This is a genomic window from Rhodanobacteraceae bacterium, assembly GCA_024234055.1.
GTDB lineage: Bacteria > Pseudomonadota > Gammaproteobacteria > Xanthomonadales > SZUA-5 > JADKFD01.
The window spans coordinates 231,012-254,455 of record JACKOW010000004.1 but is presented as its reverse complement, the minus strand read 5'-3'; the positions used below and the strand labels follow the sequence as shown (position 1 = coordinate 254,455).

Sequence of the window (23,444 nt, the reverse complement as noted above, 5' to 3'; positions counted from 1 at the left end):
TGACATGGATCAGGGCCTTCGTGCAGCCTTGCAAGCAGCGATCCGCCTCAGCGCTGACAGTCTGGGCACCAGTAGATGCGGCGCGCCATCTCGGCCTTGAGGATGGGGGTGTCGCAGCGGTAGCAGGGCAGGCCGTCGCGCCCGAAGACGGCAAAACGTCTTTGTTCAAAACGGCTGCCAGCGAGCTTCAGCGCCTCGGCGCGGGCGAGATCGTTGGTGATGCCGGCATGGCGGTAGGAACGGCGGGTGATGTCCAGGCAGGCGTCGGCCAGAGCATGGCGCTCCGTGTCTGACAGCCCGGCCGCGCTGCGGGAGGGGGCCAGCGCCGCGGCATGCAGGATCTCGCTGCGCAGATAGTTGCCCAAACCGGCGACAAAGCCCTGATCGAGCAGCAGTGCAGCGAGGCGGCGGCGCCGGAACCGGGGATCTTTCAGTCGCTCTTCCAACTCGGCCGCATTGAGGTCTGGGTCGAGTGCATCAGGCCCCAGTTTCGAGAGGAACGGGTGTTTCACGATCTGATCGGCGTTCAGCACCTCGATGTCCGAGGCGCTGTACAGCAGGATGTCGGCACGCGTGCCGTAGACCGCGAAGCGGAGTGAACGGGCGGTGCGTGGCGTCTGTCCCGGCTTGCTGGTGTACCAGCGGCCGTAGAGCTGGTTGTGCGAGTAGACCGCAAGGCCACAGTCGAAGTGCGTGAGCATGGCCTTGCCGCGGGTCTCGATACGCGTCACCGAAGATGCAGCCAGCGGCGCCTCGAAGGGTTTGAGTCGATCAAAGGCGAAATGGACCGAGCGCAATCGCTGATGAAGGATCGCCTTCTCCAGTCGATCGGCGGCACGCCGGATTTCTGGACCTTCAGGCACGGCGGCTCTGGCGGGCAAGGGCCGCTGAGTATCCATTGCCTGCCGGTGAACCGGATGTAGTCGGAAGAGCGGGGGCAGGCGGCAGGGGACCCACCCCGCCGCACTATCTGACCTTGCAGCGAGGTTGAGCCCCTGCCCCTCGCCCAATTCGCTCTTCACCTTTCACCCCAAAAAAAGCCCCGGCTCGCGCCGGGGCTTTGATTTGCTACTCAGTGAAAGCTTCTCAGAACTGCAGGCTCCACTTGTCGAGGTAGCCGGTGTCGCCGCGGGCGTTGTCGTTCACGCGCAGCTTCCAGGTACCGTTGGCCACTTCGGTGGAGGCATTCACCGTGAAGGTCTGGATGATGTTGTCTGTACCACCGCCGCTGCGGTTGTGCAGGACATAGACCGAACCGTCGGGTGCGATCAGGTCCACCTTCAGATCGCCCTTGTAGGTGTGGTAGATGGTCACCGCCACCTGCAGATTCGAGGGCGCATTGCCGGTTCGGCCGGACACCGTGATCGGGCTCTCGATGGTCGTGTTGTCGAGAATGTTGTAGTCGGTCAGGTTCTCGAAGAAGCTCGGCTGGGTGCCACCGCCGCCTACCGTCCAGTCGGCAGTCAAGGTGAAGTTGACGGTCCCCGTGGCGTAGCCATAGACGCGGATGTAGTAGGTGCCCGCGCTGGGTGCGGCGAAAGTACAGGTCTCGTTGCCCGAACCCGTGTAGGGGCGGCAATCGTAGGTCGACAGCGTGGGTGCAGCACCGAAGCGTACATACAGATCGATGTCACCGCTGGCGCCGGTGGTGGCGATACTCAGGTTGCTGGCACCTGCCGGTACGGCCACCGTGTATTCGGCAAAGCTGCTGTTGGCGCTGGTCGAATTGGTGCTGCCGCTGACCGGAACTCCCTTGCTCAGCGCGTTGCCCGTGGGTGCTGCGGTGACTGTGACCGACTTCGAGATGCTGTTGCTGGCACCCGAATTGTCGGTGACCGTCAGCGACACGGTGTAGGTGCCGGCGGCAGCGTAGGTGCGGCTGGGGTTGGTGGCGGTGGAGGTGCCGCCATCGCCGAAGTTCCAGCTGCGCGACGCGATGCTGCCGTCACTGTCGCTCGAGGTATCGGTGAACGATGCCGTCAGGTTGTTGGTGCTGAAGCTGAAGTTGGCCGTCGGCGGCACGTTGGCGGGTGCCGAGACCGTGACCGACTTCGAGATGCTGCTGCTGGCACCCGAATTGTCCGTGACTGTCAGCGACACCGTGTAGGTGCCCGCAGCCGCGTAGGTGCGGCTCGGATTCGCAGCCGTGGAGGTGCCGCCATCACCGAAGTTCCAGCTGCGCGAGGCAATGGAGCCATCGCTGTCAGTGGAGGTGTCGGTGAACGAGGCCGTCAGGTTGTTGGTGGTGAAGCTGAAGTTTGCCGTGGGCGGCACATTGGCACTCGGATTGGTCCACGATGCGGTGATCGTGAAGGTCTGGGTGCCGGTGGCATAGCCATAGACGCGCACGTAGTAGGTGCCGGTGCTCGGGCTGGCGAAGGGACAGCTCTCGTTGCCCGAACCGCTGTACGGCCGACAGTCGTAGGTGCTGAGCGTGGGTGCGGCGCCGTAGCGTACGTACAGGTCGACGTCACCCGAGGCACCGCTGGTGGCGATGGTCAGGTTGCTGGCGCCGGCCGGAATGGCCACGGTGTATTCGGCAAAGCTGCTGTTGGCGCTGGTCGAGTTGGTCGAGCCGCTGGCCGGGACGCCATTGGCGAGCACGCCCGGACCCGTGGTGACCACCGTGCCGGTGAAGTTCTGGCCGCCCACGTTGCTGCTGGCGATGGTGACGGCGCGGCTGCTCGGGCTGAAGGTGTAACCCGAGCGGCTGGGCGTGAGCGTGTAGCTGCCCGCGGCCAGATTGGCAATCGAGTAGTTGCCGCTGCTGTCGGTGGTGGTAGAGACCGATCCGGCACTGACAGTGACACCACTGATGGCGGCACCGGCACTGGTGGTGACCTGGCCGGAGACGGTGTAGGTCACCGGCGGCGTGCCGCCGCAGTTGCTGAACTTGAAGTCGGTGGCGCGGGTGGCCCAGCTGCCGCTCGGGCGGTACATGCCGACAAACCAGAAGGTGCAGTCATCGGCCGGATCGACCACCATCTGGTAGTAGTCGCCCCAGCGGCCGGAAGTTTCTGCGGCGCTGCCGGTGGCCACTTCATTCTCGCCCTGGGTCATCACGCCCAGCGCATCGGTGTTCAGGCGGCCGGTGTAGCGCAAGGACGCCGAGACCGTGGGGCTGCTGGTCTTGGTGACGTTGTAGCCCATGCCGATGTTGCCTTGCTTGTCCTGGGAGATCGCGCCGAGCAGGTGATGGGTATTGCTGTCGCCCGGGCTGAAGGTGCCTTCCTGATGCAGCGCCCAGTTGCTGCTGCCGGACTTGCGCAGTTCGAACCAGCGAATGCCGGCATCGACCACGGTGCCGGTGCGAGCCGCGTTCTGATTGGTCGCGAAGTTGCCCACGATCGACTCGTAGCTGCCGAAATTGCGATAGCTCAGCGAATTCATGATGACTTCGCGGATCGGATCGAGCAGCGAAGTCGAACCCGGCTGCGGCACCGTGGCAAAGGCCGAGTAGTTGCGGAAGTAGCTGTTGAATTCCGTAATCTGGGCGCGCGGCAGGGTGCTGATGCTGCTGCTGGACGGCGTGGTCCAGTTGATGTTCATGGCATACAGATCGATGAAGTCGGCGCTGGTGTTGGCGCTGCTACCGGCGTGCGCTTCGTCATCGTTGTGGCGAGCCAGGATCACCGGTGCATTCGCGGGCGGCGCTGTGCTGCCCATGAAGGTGACTGGCGTCAGCGTCTGGAAACCGTAGCCGGCAAGCTTGGGTACCGAGGTGAACCGCTGGGCCGGACGAGCCGTGGCACCATTGAGCATGTTGGCGCGATCAAAGGCATAGACCGCGATGCCGCTGCCGCCTTCATTGGTGGCGCAGACATAGGCATTCGGCCAGACCGAGCAGTGCGGGTAATCCGGCACGCTAGGGGTCGAGAAACCGTAGAACCACCAGCCGCCCGAGACCGGGTTGGCGGTCTTGGAGATATACACGCACAGGCGATTGGCGCTGGAGGTGCCACCCATTTCCAGCATGAACCAGCGGTTGGCGAGGCGATCCCAATGGATGATCGGGTCGCTGACCGAGGTGGCGCAGGGATCGCCGGCCGGGGCCAGCGATTTGTAGGTGGTCGGCCCCGACAGCTTGGTGCCGGCCTTGTTGTAGATCGTGAAGGTCGTCCCGGAGGAGTTGTTGATGCCATACAGCACGTAGTCGTTGTTGACTTCGATGACCGGGTCGCCCGGGCTGACGCCGGTGGAACCGTTGCTGATGGTCACCCGACCGGTGTTCTCGATGCCGTCGGCCGGGATGCGCAGATTGTCGAAGGTCGCTTGCAGATCACCCAGACGATCGGGCGAGGTGATCCAGTCGGCGGGCGCGCTCGGATCGGCCCGCCCGGTCAGCGGATGGTAGACGCGGCGCTGTGCTTCGCGGATGGCTTCGCCCGGCTTCCAGTCATTCACGGTGGGCAGATTGCGCAGATCGACATTGATTTCCACCGGCGTCACCGGTTCCCCAACCTGGACGCCATTGCCCGGCTGGCCGTCGACGCCGCCGAGCCCCTGTGCCTGCAGACTGCTGACCAGCGTCAGCGCCAGACCTGCCGTCAGGGCGAGATAGTTCTTGACCTTCATGGATTGAATTCCTAGATGAAAGTGGTGTCCGCCCCGATCAAAGCCCGAAGGCTGCATCAGCGGCACGGATCACCAGCTTGTAGGGCGCGTCATCGAGTACCCCAGCTCGCGTTCCCCAACGCTCCTGACCCGTCAAGCGGGCCGGAACCCCAACCGTCGCAGCAAACGAATTTCCCCACGCTTGCTGACGACCTCGATGTTTGCTTCCGGCTTGCCGATCTCGGCACGCGCGGTCTTGTTTGGTTCCTGACCCGGTTGCGGATCAATGTGGATGCTGAAATCGGTGGCGAATACGCCGGATGTGGCCAGTGTCAGGGCGGCATTGAGCTCGTCCACCAGGCCCAGGATGATGGTCCCGGTCTGCGTGGCGACGCGCTGCTGGCTGCCTGCCGGGGCCTTGTTGAGCTGGCCCTCGATGTTGCCGCCGCCGGTTTCCACATCGACCAGTCCGCGAATGCCCCGAAATGAAATATCGCCACTGCGACTTCGGGCGTAGACATTGGCATGCAAGCCGCGGACTTCGATCAGTCCTTGTTCAGTGTTGATCTGCAGGTCATGACCTTCCGGAACATAAGCTGTCAAATCAAGGCGTTGGCCCGGAATGACGGTAGTTCCCGCAGGCAGACGCACTGCGATCTCGAAGGCTTCGGTCGCACTGCCGGTGGCGCTGAGCTTGTGAGCGCTGCCCGCGTTCTGGGCCACGCCGCGCCATTCGAGCTGGGATTCATAGCCACCGAAGCGGATGCGCACATCCCCGAAAGGGTTGTCGATACGGACGACCTGCTTGGGCGCCAGCAGATGGGTGCTGTCGCTGCGCTCGATCAAGGTCTCGGGGTCGACATCGGCGCTGGCGGCAACCGCCGGATCAGGTGCATCCGGGGCGTCTGCTCTGACCGTGACGGGCTGCTGAGCGCAACCTGCAGTCCAGAGGACCAGACAACCCACGATCCAGCTTCTCGCGACCATTCATGTCCCCCCGACGTGTTCATTGATCGTGCTGCGCGCTGGTCCAGACCCTTCCGAACCGCGCGCCCCTCAGCACAATAACCCGTGATGACCCCATTCCGCGGCGATGCTGTTGTGGCGTCGAGCTGCTCCCCAGCAAACCCGGCGTCCAGCTTCGCTGAACTCCCCCTTAAGCCCACCCGGCTTCAGCCCTGAGGTGGATGGGCGCGCACTGTATTCAGTGTTGATTCAAGTGTCAACAAGGGACAGAAGGTGACGCTGTGCGTCACCTGAATTGTACGGACACGTGAAGAGTGGGTGAGCCCTGTGTTTTCACGGGTTTAGCGGGCACCCGTGATGCCCCAAAAAAAGGCCTCGGCTTTCGCCGAGGCCACGATTCTCCGTCAGTCTGAACCGAGCGTACCCGGTTCAGGCTGTTTGCGGCGGTCAGCCGTCCGTGCGCAGGCTGACGGTATCGACCCGGAAGGTCGTCGCCAGCGAGCTGTCGGTGGTGGCGTACAGGCGCACCTTGACGTTGCGGCCCTTGTAGGCCGCGACGTTGTAGCTGCGCTGCACATAGGTGGAGGCGCTCGCGGTCTTGTTGACATTGGACAGCGTGACCAGCGTCGTGATCACGGCGTTGGTGCTGGCATCGATCAGCTGTACCTGGAGCTTGTCGTAGGCACTGGTGGTCGAGGTCTCACTCGTGACGATCGAGGTGTAGAAGGACAGCGTCGCCGTGGTCGCGCCAGCCGGAATCAGCGTGGCCTTGCTGTCCACCGTTTGCGAACTGGTCTTGGCATTGACGCCCAGATAGGCATAGCTGCTGGGCGATTGCGCATTGCTTTGACCCGCCAGCAGCGTGTTGAACGAGGTGCCGGAGGATGCCGTGCGTGACCACGAACCGTCCGGAGCAGCATTAGTGCTGGAGCTGATGCTGTCGAAGTTGCCATTGCTGAGGCGCTCGACAACCGTGGTGCCACCGCCGCCGCCACCCGTCGTCCAGGAAGCCGTGACCGTGAAGTTGACGGTGCCGGTGGCGTAGCCATACACCCGCACGTAGTAGGTGCCGGTGCTCGGCGTGGCGAACGCGCAGCTCTCGTTGCCGCTGCCGGTGTACGGACGGCAGTCATAGACCGTCAGCGTGGCCTGGGCGCCGAACTTGACGTAGAGGTCCACATCGCCCGACGCACCGCTGGTGGCGATGGTCAGATTGGTGGCGCCTGCGGGGATGGCCACGGTGTAGTCCTTGAAGCTGCTGTTGGCCGAAGTTGAACTGGTTGAGCCGGCTGCGCCCACACCGTTCGACAGCGCCGTGGCACCACCCGTGGCCGCAGTGCCGGTGAAGTTGCGACCGGTCAGGTTGGCGCCGCTGACGGTGGCCGACAGCGAGGCCGGGCTGAAGGTGTAGCCGCTCAGCGAGGGCGTCAGCGTGTAGGTGCCATTGGCCAGGTTGCTGATGGTGTAGGCGCCCGAACTGTTGGTCGTGGCGCTGGCCGAGCCGGTGCTGACCGTGACGCCTGCCAGACCGCCGCCGGTGCTGGCCGAGACCGTGCCGGAAATGCTGTAGGTGCTGACGGTTGCAGTGCCGGTGAAGTTCTGACCCGATACGTTGGCGCTGCCAATGGTGACGGCGCGGCTGGTTGGGCTGAAGGTATAGCCGGAGCGGCTGGGCGTCAGCGTGTAGCTGCCGGCCACCAGATTCGGAATCGAGTAGTTGCCGCTGGCGTCGGTGGTGGTCGAGGCCGAGCCGGTGCTGACGGTCACGCCACTGATGGCGGCGCCGGTGCTGGTGGTGACCTGGCCCGAGATCGAGTAGGTGGCCGGCGGCGTGCCGCCGCAGTTGCTGAACTTGAAGTCGGTGGCGCGGGTGGCCCAGCTGCCGGTCGGGCGGTACATGCCTACAAACCAGAAGGTGCAGTCATCGGCCGGATCGACCACCATCTGGTAGTAGTCGCCCCAGCGACCGGAGGTTTCAGCCGCAGCACCGGTGGCGACTTCGGTCTCACCCTGGGTCATCACGCCCAAAGCATCGGTGTTCAGGCGGCCGGTGTAGCGCAGTGAGGCATAGACCGTCGGGCTGCTGGTCTTGGAGACGTTGTATCCCATGCCGATGTTGCCCTGCTTGTCCTGGGAGATCGCGCCGAGCAGGTGATGGGTATTGGTGTCGCCCGGACTGAAGGTGCCTTCCTGATGCAGCGCCCAGTTGCCGGTGCCGGACTTGCGCAGTTCGAACCAGCGGATGGCGGCGTCAACCACGGTGCCGGTGCGAGCGGCATTCTGATTGGTGGCGAAATTGCCGACGATCGATTCGTAGGTGCCGAAATTGCGATAGCTCAGCGAGTTCATGATCACTTCGCGGATCGGATCCAGCAGCGAGGTCGACCCCGGCTGCGGCACCGTGGCAAAGGCGGAATAGTTGCGGAACCAGCTGTTGAATTCGGTGATCTGGGCGCGCGGCAGGGTGCTGATGCTGCTGCTGGACGGCGTGGTCCAGTTGATGTTCATCGCATACAGATCGATGAAGTCGGCGCTGGTGTTGGCGCTGGTGCCGGCGTGCGCTTCGTCATCGTTGTGGCGGGCCAGGATCACCGGCGCATTGGCCGGCGGCGCGGTGCTGCCCATGAAGGTGACTGGCGTCAAGGTCTGGAAGCCGTAGCCCGCGAGCTTGGGTACCGAGGTGAAGCGCTGCGCGGCGCGTGCGGTGGCGCCATTGAGCATGTTGGCGCGGTCGAAGGCATAGACCGAGATGCCGGTGCCGCCTTCGTTGGTGGCGCAGACATAGGCATTGGGCCAGACCGAGCAGTGCGGGTAGTCGGGCACGCTCGGGGTCGAGAAGCCATAGAACCACCAGCCGCCCGACACCGGGTTGTCGGTCTTGGAGATGTACACGCACAGACGGTTGGCACTGGAGGTGCCGCCCATTTCCAGCATGAACCAGCGGTTGGCGAGGCGATCCCAGTGAATGATGGGATCACTGACCGAGGTGGCGCAGGGGTCACCAGCCGGTGCCAGCGACTTGTACGTGGTCGGGCCCGACAGCTTGGTGCCGGCCTTGTTGTAGACCGTGAAGGTGGTGCCCGTGGAATTGTTGATGCCGTACAGGATGTAGTTGCTGTTGACTTCGACCACCGGGTCGCCCGGGCTGACGCCGGTGGAACCATTGCTGATGGTCACGCGCCCGGCTGCTTCCATGCCGGTCGCCGGGATCCGCAGATTGTCAAAGGTGGCCTGCAGATCGCCCAGGCGATCGGGCGAGGTTTCCCAGTTGGCTGGAGCGCTGGGGTCGGCGCGACCCGTCAGCGGGTGATAGATGCGGCGCTGCGCTTCCTTGATCGGATCGCCCGGCTTCCAGTCGGCAGCCGTGGGCAGATTGCGCAGATCAACATTGATTTCCACCGGCGTCACCGGTTCCCCAACCTCGACGCCATTGCCCGGCAGGTTGTCGCTGCCGCCCAGTGACTGCGCGCCGAGCGAGCCAACCGACATCAGCCCCAGCGCTGCAAGCACACCAACAAGCTTGAGAAGCTTCATGGATCAAATTTCCCGAAAAGAAATACCGTCAAAAGTCGAACCCGAAGGCCGACACCTTGTTTGGATCACCCTGCTTGGCACGATCATCGAGTCCCCAGCTCGTGCCGCTGAATCCCTGGCGCAATAAAACGAGCCAGTCTTGAGTGCGCCGAAACCCGCATTTTCCCCGTGCCGAGTTTCGACCTCGATGTGCTTTTGGCCGCCATTGAAAGCTGCGTCCAAATACTGTTTCGCATGAAACAAATGTCTTGTTTCGACCTTGTCAATCGCGGTGGCAACAGCGTCAATGAGCATCGGTCGGCTTTGGCAATGCCCCGCGTGTCCCCACGGGCGCTTGTTGGTGACTTCATGAGCGCTCTACCCCGATTGCACAAGGGCGGCGCCGCCGAGTCACGATGCAGACAAAATCCGCCCGTAAACGTCGGTGGCGACGCTCTGAATCATTCTGTCCAATCCGCGTTTCCGATATTCGGTCCGACTGCACCCCTGCAGCCGCGACAGCGGTTAACGCATCCCCTTGAAGACGAACCCGACTCAGACCTGAGGCGGATGGCGACGCAATGTATTCAGCGTCGATTCAAGAGTCAATGGGTGAAGAGGCGATGAAAGGTGCGATACAATAAATGACAACACTTTGAGCTGATAAACTCGTTTCTGCAGAAACGATTTGCCAGCGGTGATTGAGTCAGCCTCGGCAGACGCGACGGGCACCTGGGTGCAGCTTTGAATCGACAGTTGCGCGCAGCGCTCTGTGCCGAACCAGCTCAGATATCGGCACCCAGGTCGCGCAGCGCAGCGGTCAGCTTCTCGACCTGCTGTTCCAGGGCGCTGACCCGCTCGCTGAGCCCGCCCGAGGCGCTGTCCGAATCGCTGCCGCGCGGCATGTCGCGCGCGGCCTTGTCGGCATGCTCGGCGCCGCACAGCAAATGCATGTAGCGCTCCTCGCGCTGACCTGCTTGCCGCTCCAGGCGAACGGCCAGAGCGGGCTGTCGTCGGGTCAATCGATCCAGGGTGTCCTTGACCTGATCCAGATCGACGAATTTGAACAGGCGCTCGCCGCGGCTCAGCAGTTCGCCGGGTGTCTGCGGGCCACGCAGCATGAGCAGACAAAGGATCGCCCGCTGTGGCCCGGTCAGGGTATAGACCTCTTCGAATCGATGTTCGTAGCGGTAGGCCCGCGAGGAGTGCTGCACGCGCACCAGCTTCTTGTCTTCCAGCGTGCGCAGCGCGTGGCCGACGGCGCCCAGTTCCAGCTCCATAACCGGATCGCGCGAGGTCTTCTGGTTGCTCGCCACCATGGCCGCATTGGCGGTCAGAGGATATTGCTCGGGGGTGGTGGCAGCTTTTTCAACGAGACAAGCGAGCACACGCGCCTCGACATCGGTGAGCGTGGGGTTGAGTGTCGCCTCAGTACTGTCTTCACTCATGGTCAGCGTAGCCTTCTGCAATGCGTTGCGGGGCGCGCGCGGCCCGAACGAGACGAGCCCCGCGACATTGCTGCGCAGACTAGCGAGTTTCCTCAGACTGTGCAGGGACTACACCGCGCAGGCAATGGGCACGGGTTTCAGGTTTGCGGGGGTTGGCGGTTCCGATGCGTCGCGCAGGACAGTGCCGGGGTAGACTTCGAACCAGTCCATACCGATGCCGGGCCCATGACCACCATCCGTCAATCCGATTTCGTGCAATCCGTAGCCGATGCGCTGCAGTACATCAGCTATTTCCATCCGGTGGACTACATCAAGAATCTGGCGCAGGCCTACGAGCGCGAGGAATCGCCCGCAGCCAAGGACGCCATCGCCCAGATCCTGATCAATTCGCGCATGTGCGCCGAGGGTCACCGGCCGATCTGCCAGGACACCGGCATCGTCACCGTGTTCCTGAAGATCGGTATGGATGTGCGCTGGGATGCGCAGCTGTCGGTCGAGGAGATGGTCAACGAAGGCGTGCGCCAGGCCTACAATCATCCTGACAACAAGTTGCGCGCCTCGGTGCTGGCCGATCCGGCCGGCAAGCGCAGCAACACCCGGGACAACACGCCGGCGGTGGTCAACATGAGCGTGGTGTCCGGCAATACCGTCGATGTGATCGTGGCTGCCAAGGGCGGCGGCTCCGAAGCCAAGAGCAAGTTCGTCATGCTCAATCCTTCCGATTCGGTGGTCGACTGGGTGCTGAAGACGGTGCCGACGATGGGCGCTGGCTGGTGTCCGCCGGGCATGCTCGGCATCGGCATCGGCGGTACCGCGGAAAAGGCCATGCTGCTGGCCAAGGAATCGCTGATGGAGCCCATCGATATCCAGGATCTGATCGCCCGCGGGCCGGCCAATCGCGCCGAGGAGCTGCGGCTGGAGCTGTACGAGAAGGTCAATGCGCTCGGTATCGGTGCCCAGGGACTGGGTGGACTGACCACCGTGCTCGACATCAAGGTCAAGGACTTCCCGACCCATGCGGCGAATCTGCCGGTCGCCATGATTCCCAACTGTGCCGCCACCCGTCATGCGCATTTCGTGCTGGATGGCTCGGGTCCGGTGAGCCTCAAGCCGCCGTCACTGGAGGACTGGCCAAAGCTGACCTACGACACCAGCAAGGGCAAGCGGGTGAATCTCGATACGGTCACGCCGGCCGACGTGGTGGCCTGGAAACCCGGTGATGTGCTGTTGCTCTCGGGCAAGCTGCTGACCGGACGCGACGCCGCCCACAAGCGGCTGGTCGAGATGATCAATCGTGGTGAGAGTCTGCCGGTCGATTTCAAGGGACGATTCATCTACTACGTCGGGCCGGTCGATCCGGTGCGTGACGAAGTGGTGGGACCGGCCGGACCGACCACCGCCACGCGCATGGACAAGTTCACCCGGACGATGCTCGAAAAGACCGGATTGCTGGGCATGGTTGGCAAGGCCGAGCGCGGGCCGGCCGCGATTGACGCCATTCGCGACAACCAGGCGGTGTACCTGATGGCCGTCGGCGGGGCCGCCTATCTGGTGTCCAAGGCGATCAAGGGATCGAAGGTGCTGGCCTTCGCCGAACTCGGGATGGAGGCCATCTACGAGTTCGAAGTGGAGGACATGCCGGTCACCGTGGCCGTCGACAGTCGCGGTAGCTCGGTCCACCAGACCGGCCCGCGCGAATGGCAGGCCCGGATCGGCAAGATTCCGGTGGTGGTGGCGTAGGAGGCACTCCGCCGTTCGGGAATGCTGGCCGCTTCGGGCCGCGAGCTTGTTCGTGTGTCAAAGACGGGGCAAGGGGGCAGGGGGCAGGGGACCCACGCCGCAGCACGGTCAGATCATGCGTCGAGGTTGGACCCCTGCCCCCTGCTCCTTGCTCCTTATTTGTAATCATTTAAATCAATGGTTTACGACATGTTTGGTGAGAGCCGGCGATGGCTAGGCGACGGCCAACTCGACGTTGATGTTGCCGCGGGTGGCCTTGGAATAGGGGCAGACCTGGTGAGCGGCCTGCATCAGGGCCATGGCCTGATCCTGGCTGAGCTGCGGCATGTGCCCGACCAGACGCACGGCCAGACCGAAGCCGCTGTCGTCCTTGCCGATCGAGACTTCGGCGCTGATCGTGACCGGGCCGGTCTGGATCTTCTGCATGCCGGCGACCATCTTCAGTGCGCCTCCGAAGCAGGCGGAATAGCCGCAGGCAAAGAGCTGTTCGGGGTTGGTGCCGTTGCCGCCCGGTCCGCCCAGGCCCTTGGGCACTGACAGCGCGAAATCGAGCGCGCCGTCATTGCTGGAGACCTTGCCGTCACGACCTGCGGTAGCACTGGCGATTGCGGTGTAGAGCACTTGCATGGGTAGAGTTCCTGGGCTGGAGAGAGATGGGCCTGAGCTGCACGGTCCAGGGCCCGGTTACGGTGGGCACGGCACGGTAGAATCGAGGCAGGCCATTCTAGCCCGGCGCGTCGCTCCGGACGGCTGCCGCCGATCGTCAAGGCTCGGGACTGACCCACATCAGATCGACATCGATGCGGTCGGTGCGGGCGATGATCGCGAAGGCGCCTTCGGGATCGACATCCAGGGCGCGGCTGAGCGCACCCGGGCGAGGCCAGGGCAGGTTCTCGACTGTGCCGGTGTCCAGTCGATAGCGCTGGACCTGATCGGGCACGGCGCTTTGAGCCGACACGTAGTACACGGAGCCAGCCGCGACGCTCCAGTTGCGCCGCTGTCGTGGATCCAGCACCACCGGCAGCGCCGTGCAGTCCTTGCCTCGGCCGTCGGGGCAATGCTGAAGACGGGCATCGTCCAGCGACGTCAGGAACAAGCCCGCGGTGCTGACCTGATAGTGCTCCACTGCATCCGGTCCGGCTTCGATGCTGGCAGGATGGTCCAGTGGAAAGCGCAGCAGGGGACCCGATCGTTCAGGTCCGGTGCGAAACCAGGCATGCACGCCATCCGGGTCAAACTGGGCATCATGGGCGCCCTCGGGCAGGCCGACGACGGCCGTCGGAGCTTCGCTGCCCAGAACGTACAACCACAGACTGGTTTCGCCGCCGGAATAACGGGTCAGCAGCAAGCGGGTGCCGTCTCTGGACCAGGCCGGCTGGGCCCAGCGCATGGTGGGATCCAGGGGCAAACGCTGCTCCTGATCGTTGTGCAGATCAAGCAGATACAGACTCTCCGGTCCATCCCGGTTGGACTGGTAAAGCACCTTCGTGGCGTCGGGCGACAGCCGCGGATAGGCATCGTAGCGCTGCGAGCGCGTCAGCTGATGCAGGCCGCTGCCATCGGCAGCAATCCACCAGAGATTGGCGTCGTAGCTGGCCTGTTCGAAGACCAGCGCGCCATCCGCAGCCAGATCCGGATGCCGTGCGCCGCGCGCGCCCAGCAGTTGGCTGCCGCCGTGGTCAGGGTCTATTGCCACCAGGGCTCGGAATCCGAGTGCATCGCTGGCAGCCAGAACGTGTCCGTTGGGCAACCACAGTTGTCCGTAGACCATGCTCGGGGGAAACGGTAGCTTGCGTTCGCCCTCGCCGGCGCTCCACTGGTAGAGCAGACGCTCGCCCTCGACACCACGCGAAAACACGATGCGACCATCCGGAGCGAAGCGTGGGTGAGTGTCGTTCCCCTGCACTGCGATTGGCTGAGTGAGCTTCTCGACGGTGCCATCGCGCAACCTCACCCGGCTCAGGCCGGCGCCCGAATCGTCATCGAGGGGTTCGGCGGTGTAGACCAGCCATTCCCCCAGCCAATCCGGACAGCTGAACACGGACGCCGCACACTGGGTGATTGCGGTGGGAATGCCTCCCAGTACCGGCGCCCGCAGCAGTTCGCAGCCGCGCTCGCTCCGGCGCACCCAGGCAATCTGCTTGTCGTCCGGTGCAAATACCGGACACAGATCGTAGTGCTGACCATCGCCCAGCAGCCGGTTGACTCGGCCGTCCCTGGAGCGCAGGCGCAAGCTGGCGTGAGCACGTTCGGGATCGAGCTCGGCGTAGACCAGCAAGTCACCCGAATGCGCAAAGCGCGGTGTCAGCTCCCAACCAGGATCGCTGCTCAGGGGCTGCGCGTGCTGCAGGCGCTGGCCAAGGTCAGACTTCGCTGGGGAATGACGGTAGGTCCACAGAAGGGCGCTGGCGGCGAGCAACAGCGCCAGAGCGTAGATGGCGTGCCTGAGTGGACGCTTGCCGGTCATCGGGCTGGCGATGGGTGCGCTGGCGCTCGAGCTGTGCTTTTGCTCCGGCAGAGCGCTTGTGCCGGTAGCTGGCATCGGCAGCGCCAGATTTTCGGCCGGCAGCCATTCGACGTCCGCGATCAGCCGATAGCCGAGTTTGGGAATGGTCTCCAGATAGCGTGGCTGACGGGCATCGTCGCCCAGTGCTTGACGCAGGTCGGCGATGCTGCGGGAGAGCACCTCGTCGTTGACCATGCGCCGCGACCAGACCGAATCCAGCAACTTCTCGCGGCTGACCGTACGGCCGGGCGTGAGCGCGAGCAGGCGCAGAATCTGGATCAGCCGCGGCTGTATCCGCAGGTTCTGATCCGCGCGTTGAATCTCGTTGCGATCAGGAAACACGCTCCATTCGCCCACTCTGAAGGGCTGCGAAGGATCGCTGGGGATGTCGCTCACATTCATTTATTTCAATGACTTGTGCGTGCTCAGGAAAAACGGAGACATTCTGGAGGCAAAGATCAGGGCGGCAGCCACCTGGACCTTGAGGATGGAGACACCCCCGACCCGTCACAAGGAGAGCACAATGCGACACTCGTGGATACTGCTTCTAGTCCTGAGCGCCAACGCCGCCCTGGCACAATCGAACTGCCCCACGCGCCTGCTGGTCAGCGGCTACTTCAGCAACAACGTCCATATCTTCGACGCCTGCAGTGGCGCCTCCATCGGGGTGCTCGACAATCAGCAGCGGATTGCCGGTGCCCAGGCCACGCGCATCGGAAGCGACGACAAGCTCTATGTGGTTTCGGAGGGCAACGGGCGGGTGCTGCGATACGACGCCCGCACGCTGGACTTCGAAGCCATCGCCGTGAACCTGCCTCCGGCTTTTGGCGGTACCGGGCTGGTTCTGACCGACGGCGGCGAAATCTGGGTGGCCGGGTACAACTATGACGGTGTGGCCCGCTATTCGGCGACCGGACAGTCATTGGGTGATGCCGTGGCGCCCCGGGCCGGCGGACTCAACGGCGCTGACAACGGCATGGTCATTGGCCCCGATGGCGCTCTCTACGTGCCGGGATACGACAGCGACAGCGTGGTGCGCCGTGACCCCGTGAGCGGACAGACCAGCACTTTCATCGCGGCCCGCGCGGGTGGCCTGAATGAAGCCCGCGGCATCCTCTTCGAACCGGGCGGACAAACGCTGTTGGTCAGCAGCGAAGGCAGTGGCAAGGTCCTGCGCTACAACGCCAGCAATGGCGCCTTCATCGGCGCGGTGATCAGCGGCCTGGGTCGTCCGACCGGCATGGCCTATCACCCCGACGGCAGCTTGCTCGTGGTCGAAGCCGGCTCGGTGTTCAAATACGACCCTCAGAGCTATGCGCCTCGGGGAACCCTGGCCGTGCTGGGTAGCGGTTCCGTCAGCGGTCCGACCTTCATCACCGTGCTGAATACGCCCGCGGAAACGATCGACCAGACGCAGATCGGGAGCCAATACTGGATCAGCGGCAATGGCCCCATTGTGGATCGAACCATAGACATCGACACGATCATCAGCACCACCGGCCCTGCCTTCGGTGCTGACTTTGACCCGGCCGAACTCGCCATCAAGCGTTGGGGCTCGATGCGGGTCGAATTCACCAGTTGCACGACCGCGATCTTCAGTTGGGACTCCACGGGCAGCAACTCGGCCGGATTCGGGCAAGGCAGCTATCCGATGCAGCGTGCGGCACCGAACGAACTGACTCAGGATTGCCTGGCCGTGGGCTTTGCCAATGCCCTGGATCTGCGCTGGATCATGGGCACGTGGTATGGGGGTGATGCCCGCAATGGCGAGGGTATCCTGATCGACAAGACCGCTGATGGGCGAGCATTCGTGGCCTGGTTCACCTATCGACCGCGCTGATGCGCAATCGTAGCCTGCCGAGTACGGGCGTACGCCGAATCCGAAGCTGAACGAAATTCCCGGCTGAATGGTCACGTCGGGCTTGATTCAGCTTGGTTAGGGCACCGTCTACCCACCTTGTCTTCGTCTCAGGAGCAATGCCATGCGTACTCGATTCATGTTGATCTGTATCGCAGCGATCAGTCTGGGTGCCTGTGCGACTTCGCCGGGCTACTACAACCGCTACGACGGCGGCTATGCCGGCGCTTGCGCCAATTGCGGGACGATAGAGAAGATCGAGCGGGTCTATGGCGAGCGCGAGGCCACCGGCGGCGGCGCCGTACTCGGCGCCATCATCGGCGGTGCCCTGGGCAATCAGGTAGGCAAGGGCGATGGCCGCAAGGCGGCGACCATCGCCGGCGCCGTGGCTGGTGGCGTGATCGGCAATCAAGTCGAGAAGGACAGTCGTTCGGCGCCGCGCTTCGAGATCTTCGTGCAGATGGATGACGGTCGCCGACTGGTGGTCGAACAGCCTTACCTGAATGATCTGCGCGACGGCGATCGCGTGGAGCTGGTGGGTCAGCAGTTGCGATTGCTGTAAGGGCCTGTTCCCGAGGGCATTCATGTTCCGGGAAAGTACCGGTCGCCCCCGGGCCGTGCGCTTGTTCGCGCATCAAACGGGGGCAGGGGGCAGGGGACCCACGCTGCGGCGCGGTCAGAGCCTGCGTTGTGACTGGACACCTCCCCCTGTTCCTTGTCTCTTTTCTTCTAGTTTTTTAAATCAATTGGTTAGCGTATTTTTGGTGAGGGCGGACGCTGCTTCTGCTGGCCCAGACTTGTCTAGACCTGCAGCGGTCGATTCAAGGATTGTTGCCCCCTCCGGGTCTCTCGGGTATCCCTGATCAGCCCGTCAACGCCTCCACCCACACCGGCGTACCGTTGAGCGCCGCATTGCCGCTGGGCACGTCCAGGTCCAGCGGGTCGCTGAGGTCGTTGTAGCTGGCGCCGGGCAGGACAGCAGCCAGACTCCAGCCCACATCCTTGCGCCCGTGACCGAAGCCATGCGGCAGACACGCCACCCCCGGCTGCAACTGCTCACTCGCCAGCACCTCGGTGTCGATCTGGCCGATTCGTGAGCGCACGCGCACGCGCTGGCCGTCGCTGAGTCCGCGGCTGGCCAGATCCTGCGGATGCATCCACAGTTGATGCCTGGCCTTGCCCTTGATCAGACGCGGCGCATTGTGCATCCAGGAATTGTTGCTGCGGGCGTCGCGACGGCCGATCAGTTGCAGGGCGCCGTCGGCCATCGTGCCGAGGTCTCCGGCAAGCCGCTGCAGATCCGCCAGCAGGAAATCCGGTGCGCACTCGATCTTGCCGCTGTCGGTCTCCAGTCGGCGTAGCAGACTGGGTTGGAGCGGTCCCAGATCCAGGCCGTGCTCGGCGCTGCGCACCGAATCGACATCGACCATTCCCGCCTTGCGCAATCCGCCTTCGATCATCAGCTCCGGAGCCGGCAATGCGCGCCAGTCCTTGCCGGTCGCCTTGGCATAGGCAGCGCCCAGGCCGTTGACGATCTGCCAATCGGCACGCTCTGCCTCTGGCTGCGGATAGAGCGGCTGGTTCCAGCGCACGATGCGGCGCACGGCGAAGGCGTTGAAGATCAGATCCAGATGATGCTGGCTGAGGAAGGAGGTCGGCGGCAGGATCAGATTGGCGTGGCGGGTGGTTTCATTCACATAGATATCGATGCTGACCATGAACTCGAGCGATTCCAGGGCGCGATCGAGTGCGCGGCCGTCAGGCGTGGACAGCACCGGATTGCCGGCACTGGTCAGCAAGGCGCGAACCTGTCCCTCGCCCGGCGTCAGGATTTCTTCGGCGAGCGCCGACACCGGCAGTTCGCCGGCAAATTCGGGCAAGCCCCTGACCCGGCTGCGCCAGAGATCTCGATGGCCCTTGGAGGTGCCCGGGCCGGTGACCGGGAACGCGGTGTCATTGGGGAGCACGCCGCCGACGCGATCGAGGTTGCCGGTGTAAAGGTTGATCAACTGGATCAGCCACTGGCACAGGCTGCCATAGCGTTGGGTCGAGACGCCCATGCGCCCATACACGGCGGCGCGCGGCGCGGCAAAGAGTTCGCCGGCGATTCTGGCCACGGTTTCGTGGTCGATTCCGGTGCGTGGCTGGAGTTCGCAAAGATCCATGCCGGCAATGGCCTGCAAGGCATGATCGAAGTCCTTCAGATGATCGCCATAGGCGTGCAGTCGCGCCGGCCCCAATCGGGTCAGCTCCTGCAGCAGGGCCAGCAGCAGCCAGACATCGCCACCCGGGCGTATCGCCAGATGCTCGCTGGCCAGTTCCGCAGTCTCCGTACGTCTGGGGTCGACCACCACCAGTTTTCCACGCCCGGTCAGGGCTTTCAGTCGCTTCGGCATGCCCGGTGCGGTCAGCAGACTGCCGTTGGAAGCCACCGGGTTGGCGCCCAGCATCAGCAGGTAGTCAGTGTGGTCGATATCGACGATCGGAATCAGGAACTGGTGCCCGTACATGGCCCAGGACACCAGCTGATGCGGCCACTGATCGACCGAGGACGCCGAATAGACATTGCGCGTCTTCAGTGCCCGCAGCAGCGCCGGCAGGTAGGCGATATGGCCGAAATGATGGACGTTGGGATTGCCCAGATAAGCCGCTACCGAACTCGGGCCATGGCGTGCTTGCACCGCAGCCAGCTGCTCACCGGCGTAGTCGAAGGCCTCCTGCCAGCTCAAGGTCTGCCAGCCATCGGTCGTGCGCCGCTGCGGCAGTCTCAGGCGATCGCGGTCGGCTTCCAGGTCCAGAATGGCGTTGCCCTTGGGACAGACATGGCCGCGGCTGAAGGGATCGTCGCCGTCGCCGCGAATGGCGGTCAGCTGCTGCCCCTCGACAGTGAAATCCAGGCCGCAGATGGCCTCGCACAAGGGGCAGGCGCGGAATTGATGGGAGCTGCTCATGCATCACCAAAGCGGTCGACCGGTTCCCTGGACGATGACGCCAAGTGGGCGGCGGCACAAGAGCAGGTGAGGGTGGTGGGATTCCCGCGCAAGGTGGTTCGCGGAGCCGAGGCACATCAGGATAGACTCATCGGCTGTAAACCGCCGACAGACGCGAATGCTTCATCGGGCCGTTGGGTTCCTGTGGCTGTGCTTGCTGGGCTTGCTGATCAATGGCCCCGAGGCGCGCGCGTGGTCGTTGCAGGCTGTTGCCGAACTCCCGGCCGAGGTCGCTGCTGCGCTGCCGGCAACCGACCCCAATCAAGCCGGTCGCGATCAGCGCCAGTACTATCGTCTCGATCCATCCAGCTCCGACGCGCTGCCTGAACAGCAGTATCTGGTGCTGCAGCGCGATCGCGGCCAGCATTTGCGATTGTTCAGCGCGACCGGTGCGCTGATGCATGAACTGCAACCGGGCGCAGCCCCGGCGCCAGCGCGGGCTGGTGTGCGTGGCGTTGCCTTGCCCTTGCCAATCGATGACGGCACGGTGGCTGCGCTTTACGTAGCGATCGACTCAGTGCTCGGGGTGCAGCCAATCCCGAGCGTCGAAACCACCGATGAGTACTATCTGCGCGAGCGCAGTGTCGGAGCCTACGAGGTAGCGCTCGGATCAGCCCTGTTGATGCTGATCGTGCTCAGTCTCGCCTTCAGTCTGATCCTGCGTGAGCCCGGATATCTGGTGTACGTCGCCTTTCTGGTGCTGATGCTGCTGACCATTCTGCTGCGTCACCCGCTCAGCTTCCGGTTGTCGCAAGCGTCTGGCCTTGCTCCGGAACAAACTGCGGCTCTCGGCGTGCTGGTCTCGGCCTTGGCCGCGCTGGCATCGGTCACGCTGTTGCGCGCTGCCAGTGGCATGGGAGCGCTGTATCCCCGCGGCAGTCGCGCCATGCAGTGGATCGCGCTGGTCGGGATCCTGTTCGCGGTGGTCGACGTGGCGACCATCCGTACCGACTTCCAGGTGGCGCAATGGGCCTTCGACGGCGTCAATCTCTGCTTTGGCGCCAATGCCCTGCTGAGTGCCGTGTTGTTGCTGGCGACGGCCCGCTTCGGTGGGCGCACTGCGCGGCTGTTCCTGCTGGGGTGGACGCCGATGGTTCTGGTCGGTGGCTGGTTCAGTCTGGGCGGGCTGTTGGGACTGGCTCAGGCGCAGAATCCACACCGATGGGTGATGTTTGCCTGCCTGCTGCAAGGCATAGGCTGGGCGGTGGCGCTTGGTGACCGGGCACTGTCGCTGCAGCGTGAACGCGATCGGGCGCGGGCGCTGGCGGAATTGGATGCGCTGACCGGATTGCCGAACCGGCGCATGCTTGATCGCGAGCTGGCGGAAGCTCGCAGCGGCTGGCTGCTGATCTGTGATTTGGACAGTTTCAAGGCCGTCAATGACCGCTATGGCCATGCTGTCGGTGATCGTTGTCTGGTGCATTTCGCCCAGTGCTTGCGCGAATCCCTCGCCGGAGCTGCCGTCTTCGGTCGCTACGGCGGCGAGGAGTTTCTGGCCATAGTTCCGGGTGGCGATCTGTTTCAGGCGCGTTTGCTGGCAGAACGGTTGCGTGAGCGCACCGCGAGTACGCCCGTGTTTGTCGGCGAGGACCAGCACCGATTGACCGTGAGCATCGGCATTGCCGAACTCGACCCGGCGGATCCCGTGTATGCACTGGGGCAGGCCGATCGCGCCATGTATCAGGCGAAGGCGGGCGGTCGCAATCGCGTGGAAACCGCGGCTGCAATGGGTTGACCCGTGTGTCTGAACGGTCGTTCAGGGTATAGACAGTACATACGATTCCGTTACAATGATCGTGCTGTGTATGCCAGGGCGTCGCCTCGGTTGCTTGATGCGGCGCTGATCCAGTTGATCCGCTTCATCTGCAAAAGCTGCGGCTACCCTGCACACCAGTATCGAGGTGTACCCGTGTTGGGTAGGCCATAGTTCAGTGACAAGTTCGGAGATAGCAAAGATGTCGGATCGTCAGGTCGGCACCGTCAAGTGGTTCAACGACGCCAAGGGCTTCGGGTTCATCAGCCGTGAGGGCGGTGAGGACGTGTTCGTGCACTTCCGCGCCATTCAGGGCAACGGCTTCAAGACCCTGAAGGAAGGTCAGAAGGTGAGCTTCAAGGTCGTCAAGGGCCAGAAGGGCTTCCAGGCCGAGGAAGTGCAGGCGATCTGATCGCACTGTCTGCGCAACACCCTCAAACCCACCGCTGCGGCTGCAGCGGTGGGTTTTGCGTTTATGGGGGTGTGTTGATGGGGCCGGGGCTGCGGTGTACGAGGCCTTTGTAGTGCCGAGCTTGCTCGGCAGGGTCTGCGGCTTTTGCCTGGTACGCCATGGCCGAAGCAGAAGCCAAAGCCAAGCAGAAGCAGCGGAGCAAACTACGCTCTACGAGAGCGATGGTGTACGAGGCTCCTGTAGTGCCGAGCTTGCTCGGCAGGATGTGCGGCTACCGGGTCGCCAGATCCACGCCTTCCATGGCTACGCCGGCGAGCCAGCGCAGCTCCTGCGCGGTGGCGACATAAGGCGGCATGAAATACACCGTGTTGCCCAGGGGCCGCAGCAAGGCGCCCTGTTTCAATCCATGCTGATAGACGCGCAGACCTCGCCGTTCCTGCCAGGGATATGGCGCCTGCGATGAGCGATCCTGCACCAGATCGAAGGCGCAGATCAGACCGCGCCGGCGCAGGTCGCTGACGCGCGGGTGATCCTGCAGCGGCGCCAGCGCTTGTTCCAGCCCGGCGCCCAGGGCTTCGATCCGTGGCAGCAGTTGCGGGTCTTCTAGCAGATCCAGGGTGGCATTGGCCGCCGCGCAGGCGAGCGCATTGCCGGTGTAGCTGTGCGAGTGCATGAAGGCCCGCAGATTGGCGTAATCGTCGTAGAAGGCCTGATAGACCTGATCGCTGGTCAGCACCGCCGACAGCGGCAGATAGCCGCCGGTCAGACCCTTGGCCAGACACAGGAAATCGGGCTTCACGGCGGCCTGCTGATGGGCAAACAGGCTGCCGGTGCGGCCGAAGCCTACGGCAATCTCGTCGGCAATCCAGTGCACCTGATGGCGATCGCAGATCTCGCGAACGCGGCGCAGATACTGCGGATGATGCATGCGCATCCCCGCCGCGCATTGCACCAGCGGCTCGACCAGCACTGCGCAAACCGTGCCCTGGTGCAGCGCCAGCAATTGGTCCAGGGCATCGGCGGCCGCATCGGCTGCAGCCATGGCGGAGGTTTCGTCCTGGGCTGCGGCCGGCGCCGGTGTGACCAGCGGTTGCAGCAGCAAGGGGCCGTAGGTGTCCCGGTAAAGGGGCACCTGGGTCATCGACAGCGCGCCCAAAGTTTCGCCGTGATAGGCGCCGTCGAGCACCACAAAGCGTTGGCGCGCGGTCTGGCCGCTGTTGCGCCAGTAGTGAAAACTGAGCTTGAGCGCGACTTCGATCGCCGATGAGCCGGAGTCGGCATAGATCACCTTTTTCAGCGGCGGCCCTGCCAGCGCCAGCAGGCGTTCGGCCAGAGTGATCGCCGGTACGTGCGTGAATCCGGCCAGGATCACATGCTCCAGTTGCTGGGCCTGTTCGGCCACCGCTTCGCTGATGTGAGGCTGGGCGTGTCCGAACAGATTCACCCACCACGAGGAGATGGCGTCAAAGTAGCGCTTGCCCTCGGCATCGGTCAGCCAGCAGCCAGAGCCGCTGACGATGGGAACCAGTGGCAGCCATTCGTGGTCTGACATCTGCGTGCACGGATGCCACAGCACCTTGAGGTCGCGCGATATCCAATCGACATTGCCACTCATGCCTGATTTGTCCTTGTTGCGTCGTCCGTCAGCATAGCCACACACGGGCAGGCGTCGCCTTGGATATGATCGGCGCGGCGTTCAATCTC

14 protein-coding genes are annotated in these 23,444 nt (G+C 63.7%); 5 read left to right on the top strand and 9 right to left on the bottom strand.

Translation table 11 applies throughout. The features are described from left to right. Positions 1 to 47: 47 nt before the first annotated feature. The 5 genes from nei to H7A19_10310 form a co-directional block, all read right to left on the bottom strand. The gene (nei, locus tag H7A19_10330) at positions 48 to 863 is read right to left on the bottom strand and encodes an endonuclease VIII (protein MCP5475220.1); all 816 of its coding nucleotides are present in this window, start codon (positions 861 to 863) and stop codon (positions 48 to 50) included. Between the two features lie 223 nt (positions 864 to 1,086). Next, on the bottom strand, positions 1,087 to 4,575 hold the full coding sequence (locus tag H7A19_10325) for a pre-peptidase C-terminal domain-containing protein (protein ID MCP5475219.1): 3,489 nt from the start codon (positions 4,573 to 4,575) through the stop codon (positions 1,087 to 1,089). 132 nt (positions 4,576 to 4,707) lie between these two features. Further along, positions 4,708 to 5,541 carry a hypothetical protein gene (locus H7A19_10320; protein MCP5475218.1) on the bottom strand — a complete coding sequence of 278 codons (834 nt, stop codon included), beginning with the start codon at positions 5,539 to 5,541 and terminating at the stop codon, positions 4,708 to 4,710. Positions 5,542 to 5,967: 426 nt separating this feature from the next. Next, a complete protein-coding gene (locus H7A19_10315; GenBank protein ID MCP5475217.1) occupies positions 5,968 to 9,054 on the bottom strand; it encodes a carboxypeptidase regulatory-like domain-containing protein in 3,087 nt (1,028 codons plus the stop codon). A 764-nt stretch (positions 9,055 to 9,818) separates the two neighbouring features. Further along, positions 9,819 to 10,481, bottom strand: a complete 663-nt coding sequence (locus H7A19_10310) for a YceH family protein (GenBank protein ID MCP5475216.1) — start codon at positions 10,479 to 10,481, stop codon at positions 9,819 to 9,821. Between the two features lie 225 nt (positions 10,482 to 10,706). Here H7A19_10310 and H7A19_10305 point away from each other — a divergent pair, with 225 nt between their 5' ends. Beyond that, the gene (locus tag H7A19_10305) at positions 10,707 to 12,221 is read left to right on the top strand and encodes a fumarate hydratase (protein MCP5475215.1); all 1,515 of its coding nucleotides are present in this window, start codon (positions 10,707 to 10,709) and stop codon (positions 12,219 to 12,221) included. Between the two features lie 213 nt (positions 12,222 to 12,434). On the opposite strand, the gene H7A19_10300 is transcribed toward H7A19_10305, so the two are convergent. Both H7A19_10300 and H7A19_10295 read right to left on the bottom strand, forming a co-directional pair. Further along, the gene (locus H7A19_10300) at positions 12,435 to 12,848 is read right to left on the bottom strand and encodes an organic hydroperoxide resistance protein (GenBank protein MCP5475214.1); all 414 of its coding nucleotides are present in this window, start codon (positions 12,846 to 12,848) and stop codon (positions 12,435 to 12,437) included. A gap of 136 nt (positions 12,849 to 12,984) precedes the next feature. After that, the gene (locus H7A19_10295; GenBank protein MCP5475213.1) at positions 12,985 to 15,129 is read right to left on the bottom strand and encodes a winged helix-turn-helix domain-containing protein; all 2,145 of its coding nucleotides are present in this window, start codon (positions 15,127 to 15,129) and stop codon (positions 12,985 to 12,987) included. Positions 15,130 to 15,250: 121 nt separating this feature from the next. Between H7A19_10295 and H7A19_10290 the strand changes: the two genes are divergently transcribed. Beyond that, positions 15,251 to 16,567 carry a hypothetical protein gene (locus tag H7A19_10290; GenBank protein ID MCP5475212.1) on the top strand — a complete coding sequence of 439 codons (1,317 nt, stop codon included), beginning with the start codon at positions 15,251 to 15,253 and terminating at the stop codon, positions 16,565 to 16,567. A gap of 142 nt (positions 16,568 to 16,709) precedes the next feature. Beyond that, a complete protein-coding gene (locus tag H7A19_10285) occupies positions 16,710 to 17,147 on the top strand; it encodes a glycine zipper 2TM domain-containing protein (protein MCP5475211.1) in 438 nt (145 codons plus the stop codon). Positions 17,148 to 17,448: 301 nt separating this feature from the next. On the opposite strand, the gene H7A19_10280 is transcribed toward H7A19_10285, so the two are convergent. Then, a complete protein-coding gene (locus H7A19_10280) occupies positions 17,449 to 19,536 on the bottom strand; it encodes a molybdopterin-dependent oxidoreductase (protein ID MCP5475210.1) in 2,088 nt (695 codons plus the stop codon). Between the two features lie 157 nt (positions 19,537 to 19,693). Between H7A19_10280 and H7A19_10275 the strand changes: the two genes are divergently transcribed. Both H7A19_10275 and H7A19_10270 read left to right on the top strand, forming a co-directional pair. Next, complete coding sequence (locus H7A19_10275) at positions 19,694 to 21,310, top strand: diguanylate cyclase (GenBank protein ID MCP5475209.1); 1,617 nt, start codon at positions 19,694 to 19,696, stop codon at positions 21,308 to 21,310. 220 nt (positions 21,311 to 21,530) lie between these two features. Next, positions 21,531 to 21,740: a cold-shock protein gene (locus H7A19_10270; protein ID MCP5475208.1), complete on the top strand. Its 210-nt coding sequence runs from the start codon at positions 21,531 to 21,533 to the stop codon at positions 21,738 to 21,740. A 271-nt stretch (positions 21,741 to 22,011) separates the two neighbouring features. Here H7A19_10270 and H7A19_10265 read toward each other — a convergent pair whose 3' ends face one another. Next, a complete protein-coding gene (locus H7A19_10265) occupies positions 22,012 to 23,355 on the bottom strand; it encodes an adenosylmethionine--8-amino-7-oxononanoate transaminase (GenBank protein MCP5475207.1) in 1,344 nt (447 codons plus the stop codon). Between the last annotated feature and the right edge of the window lie 89 nt (positions 23,356 to 23,444).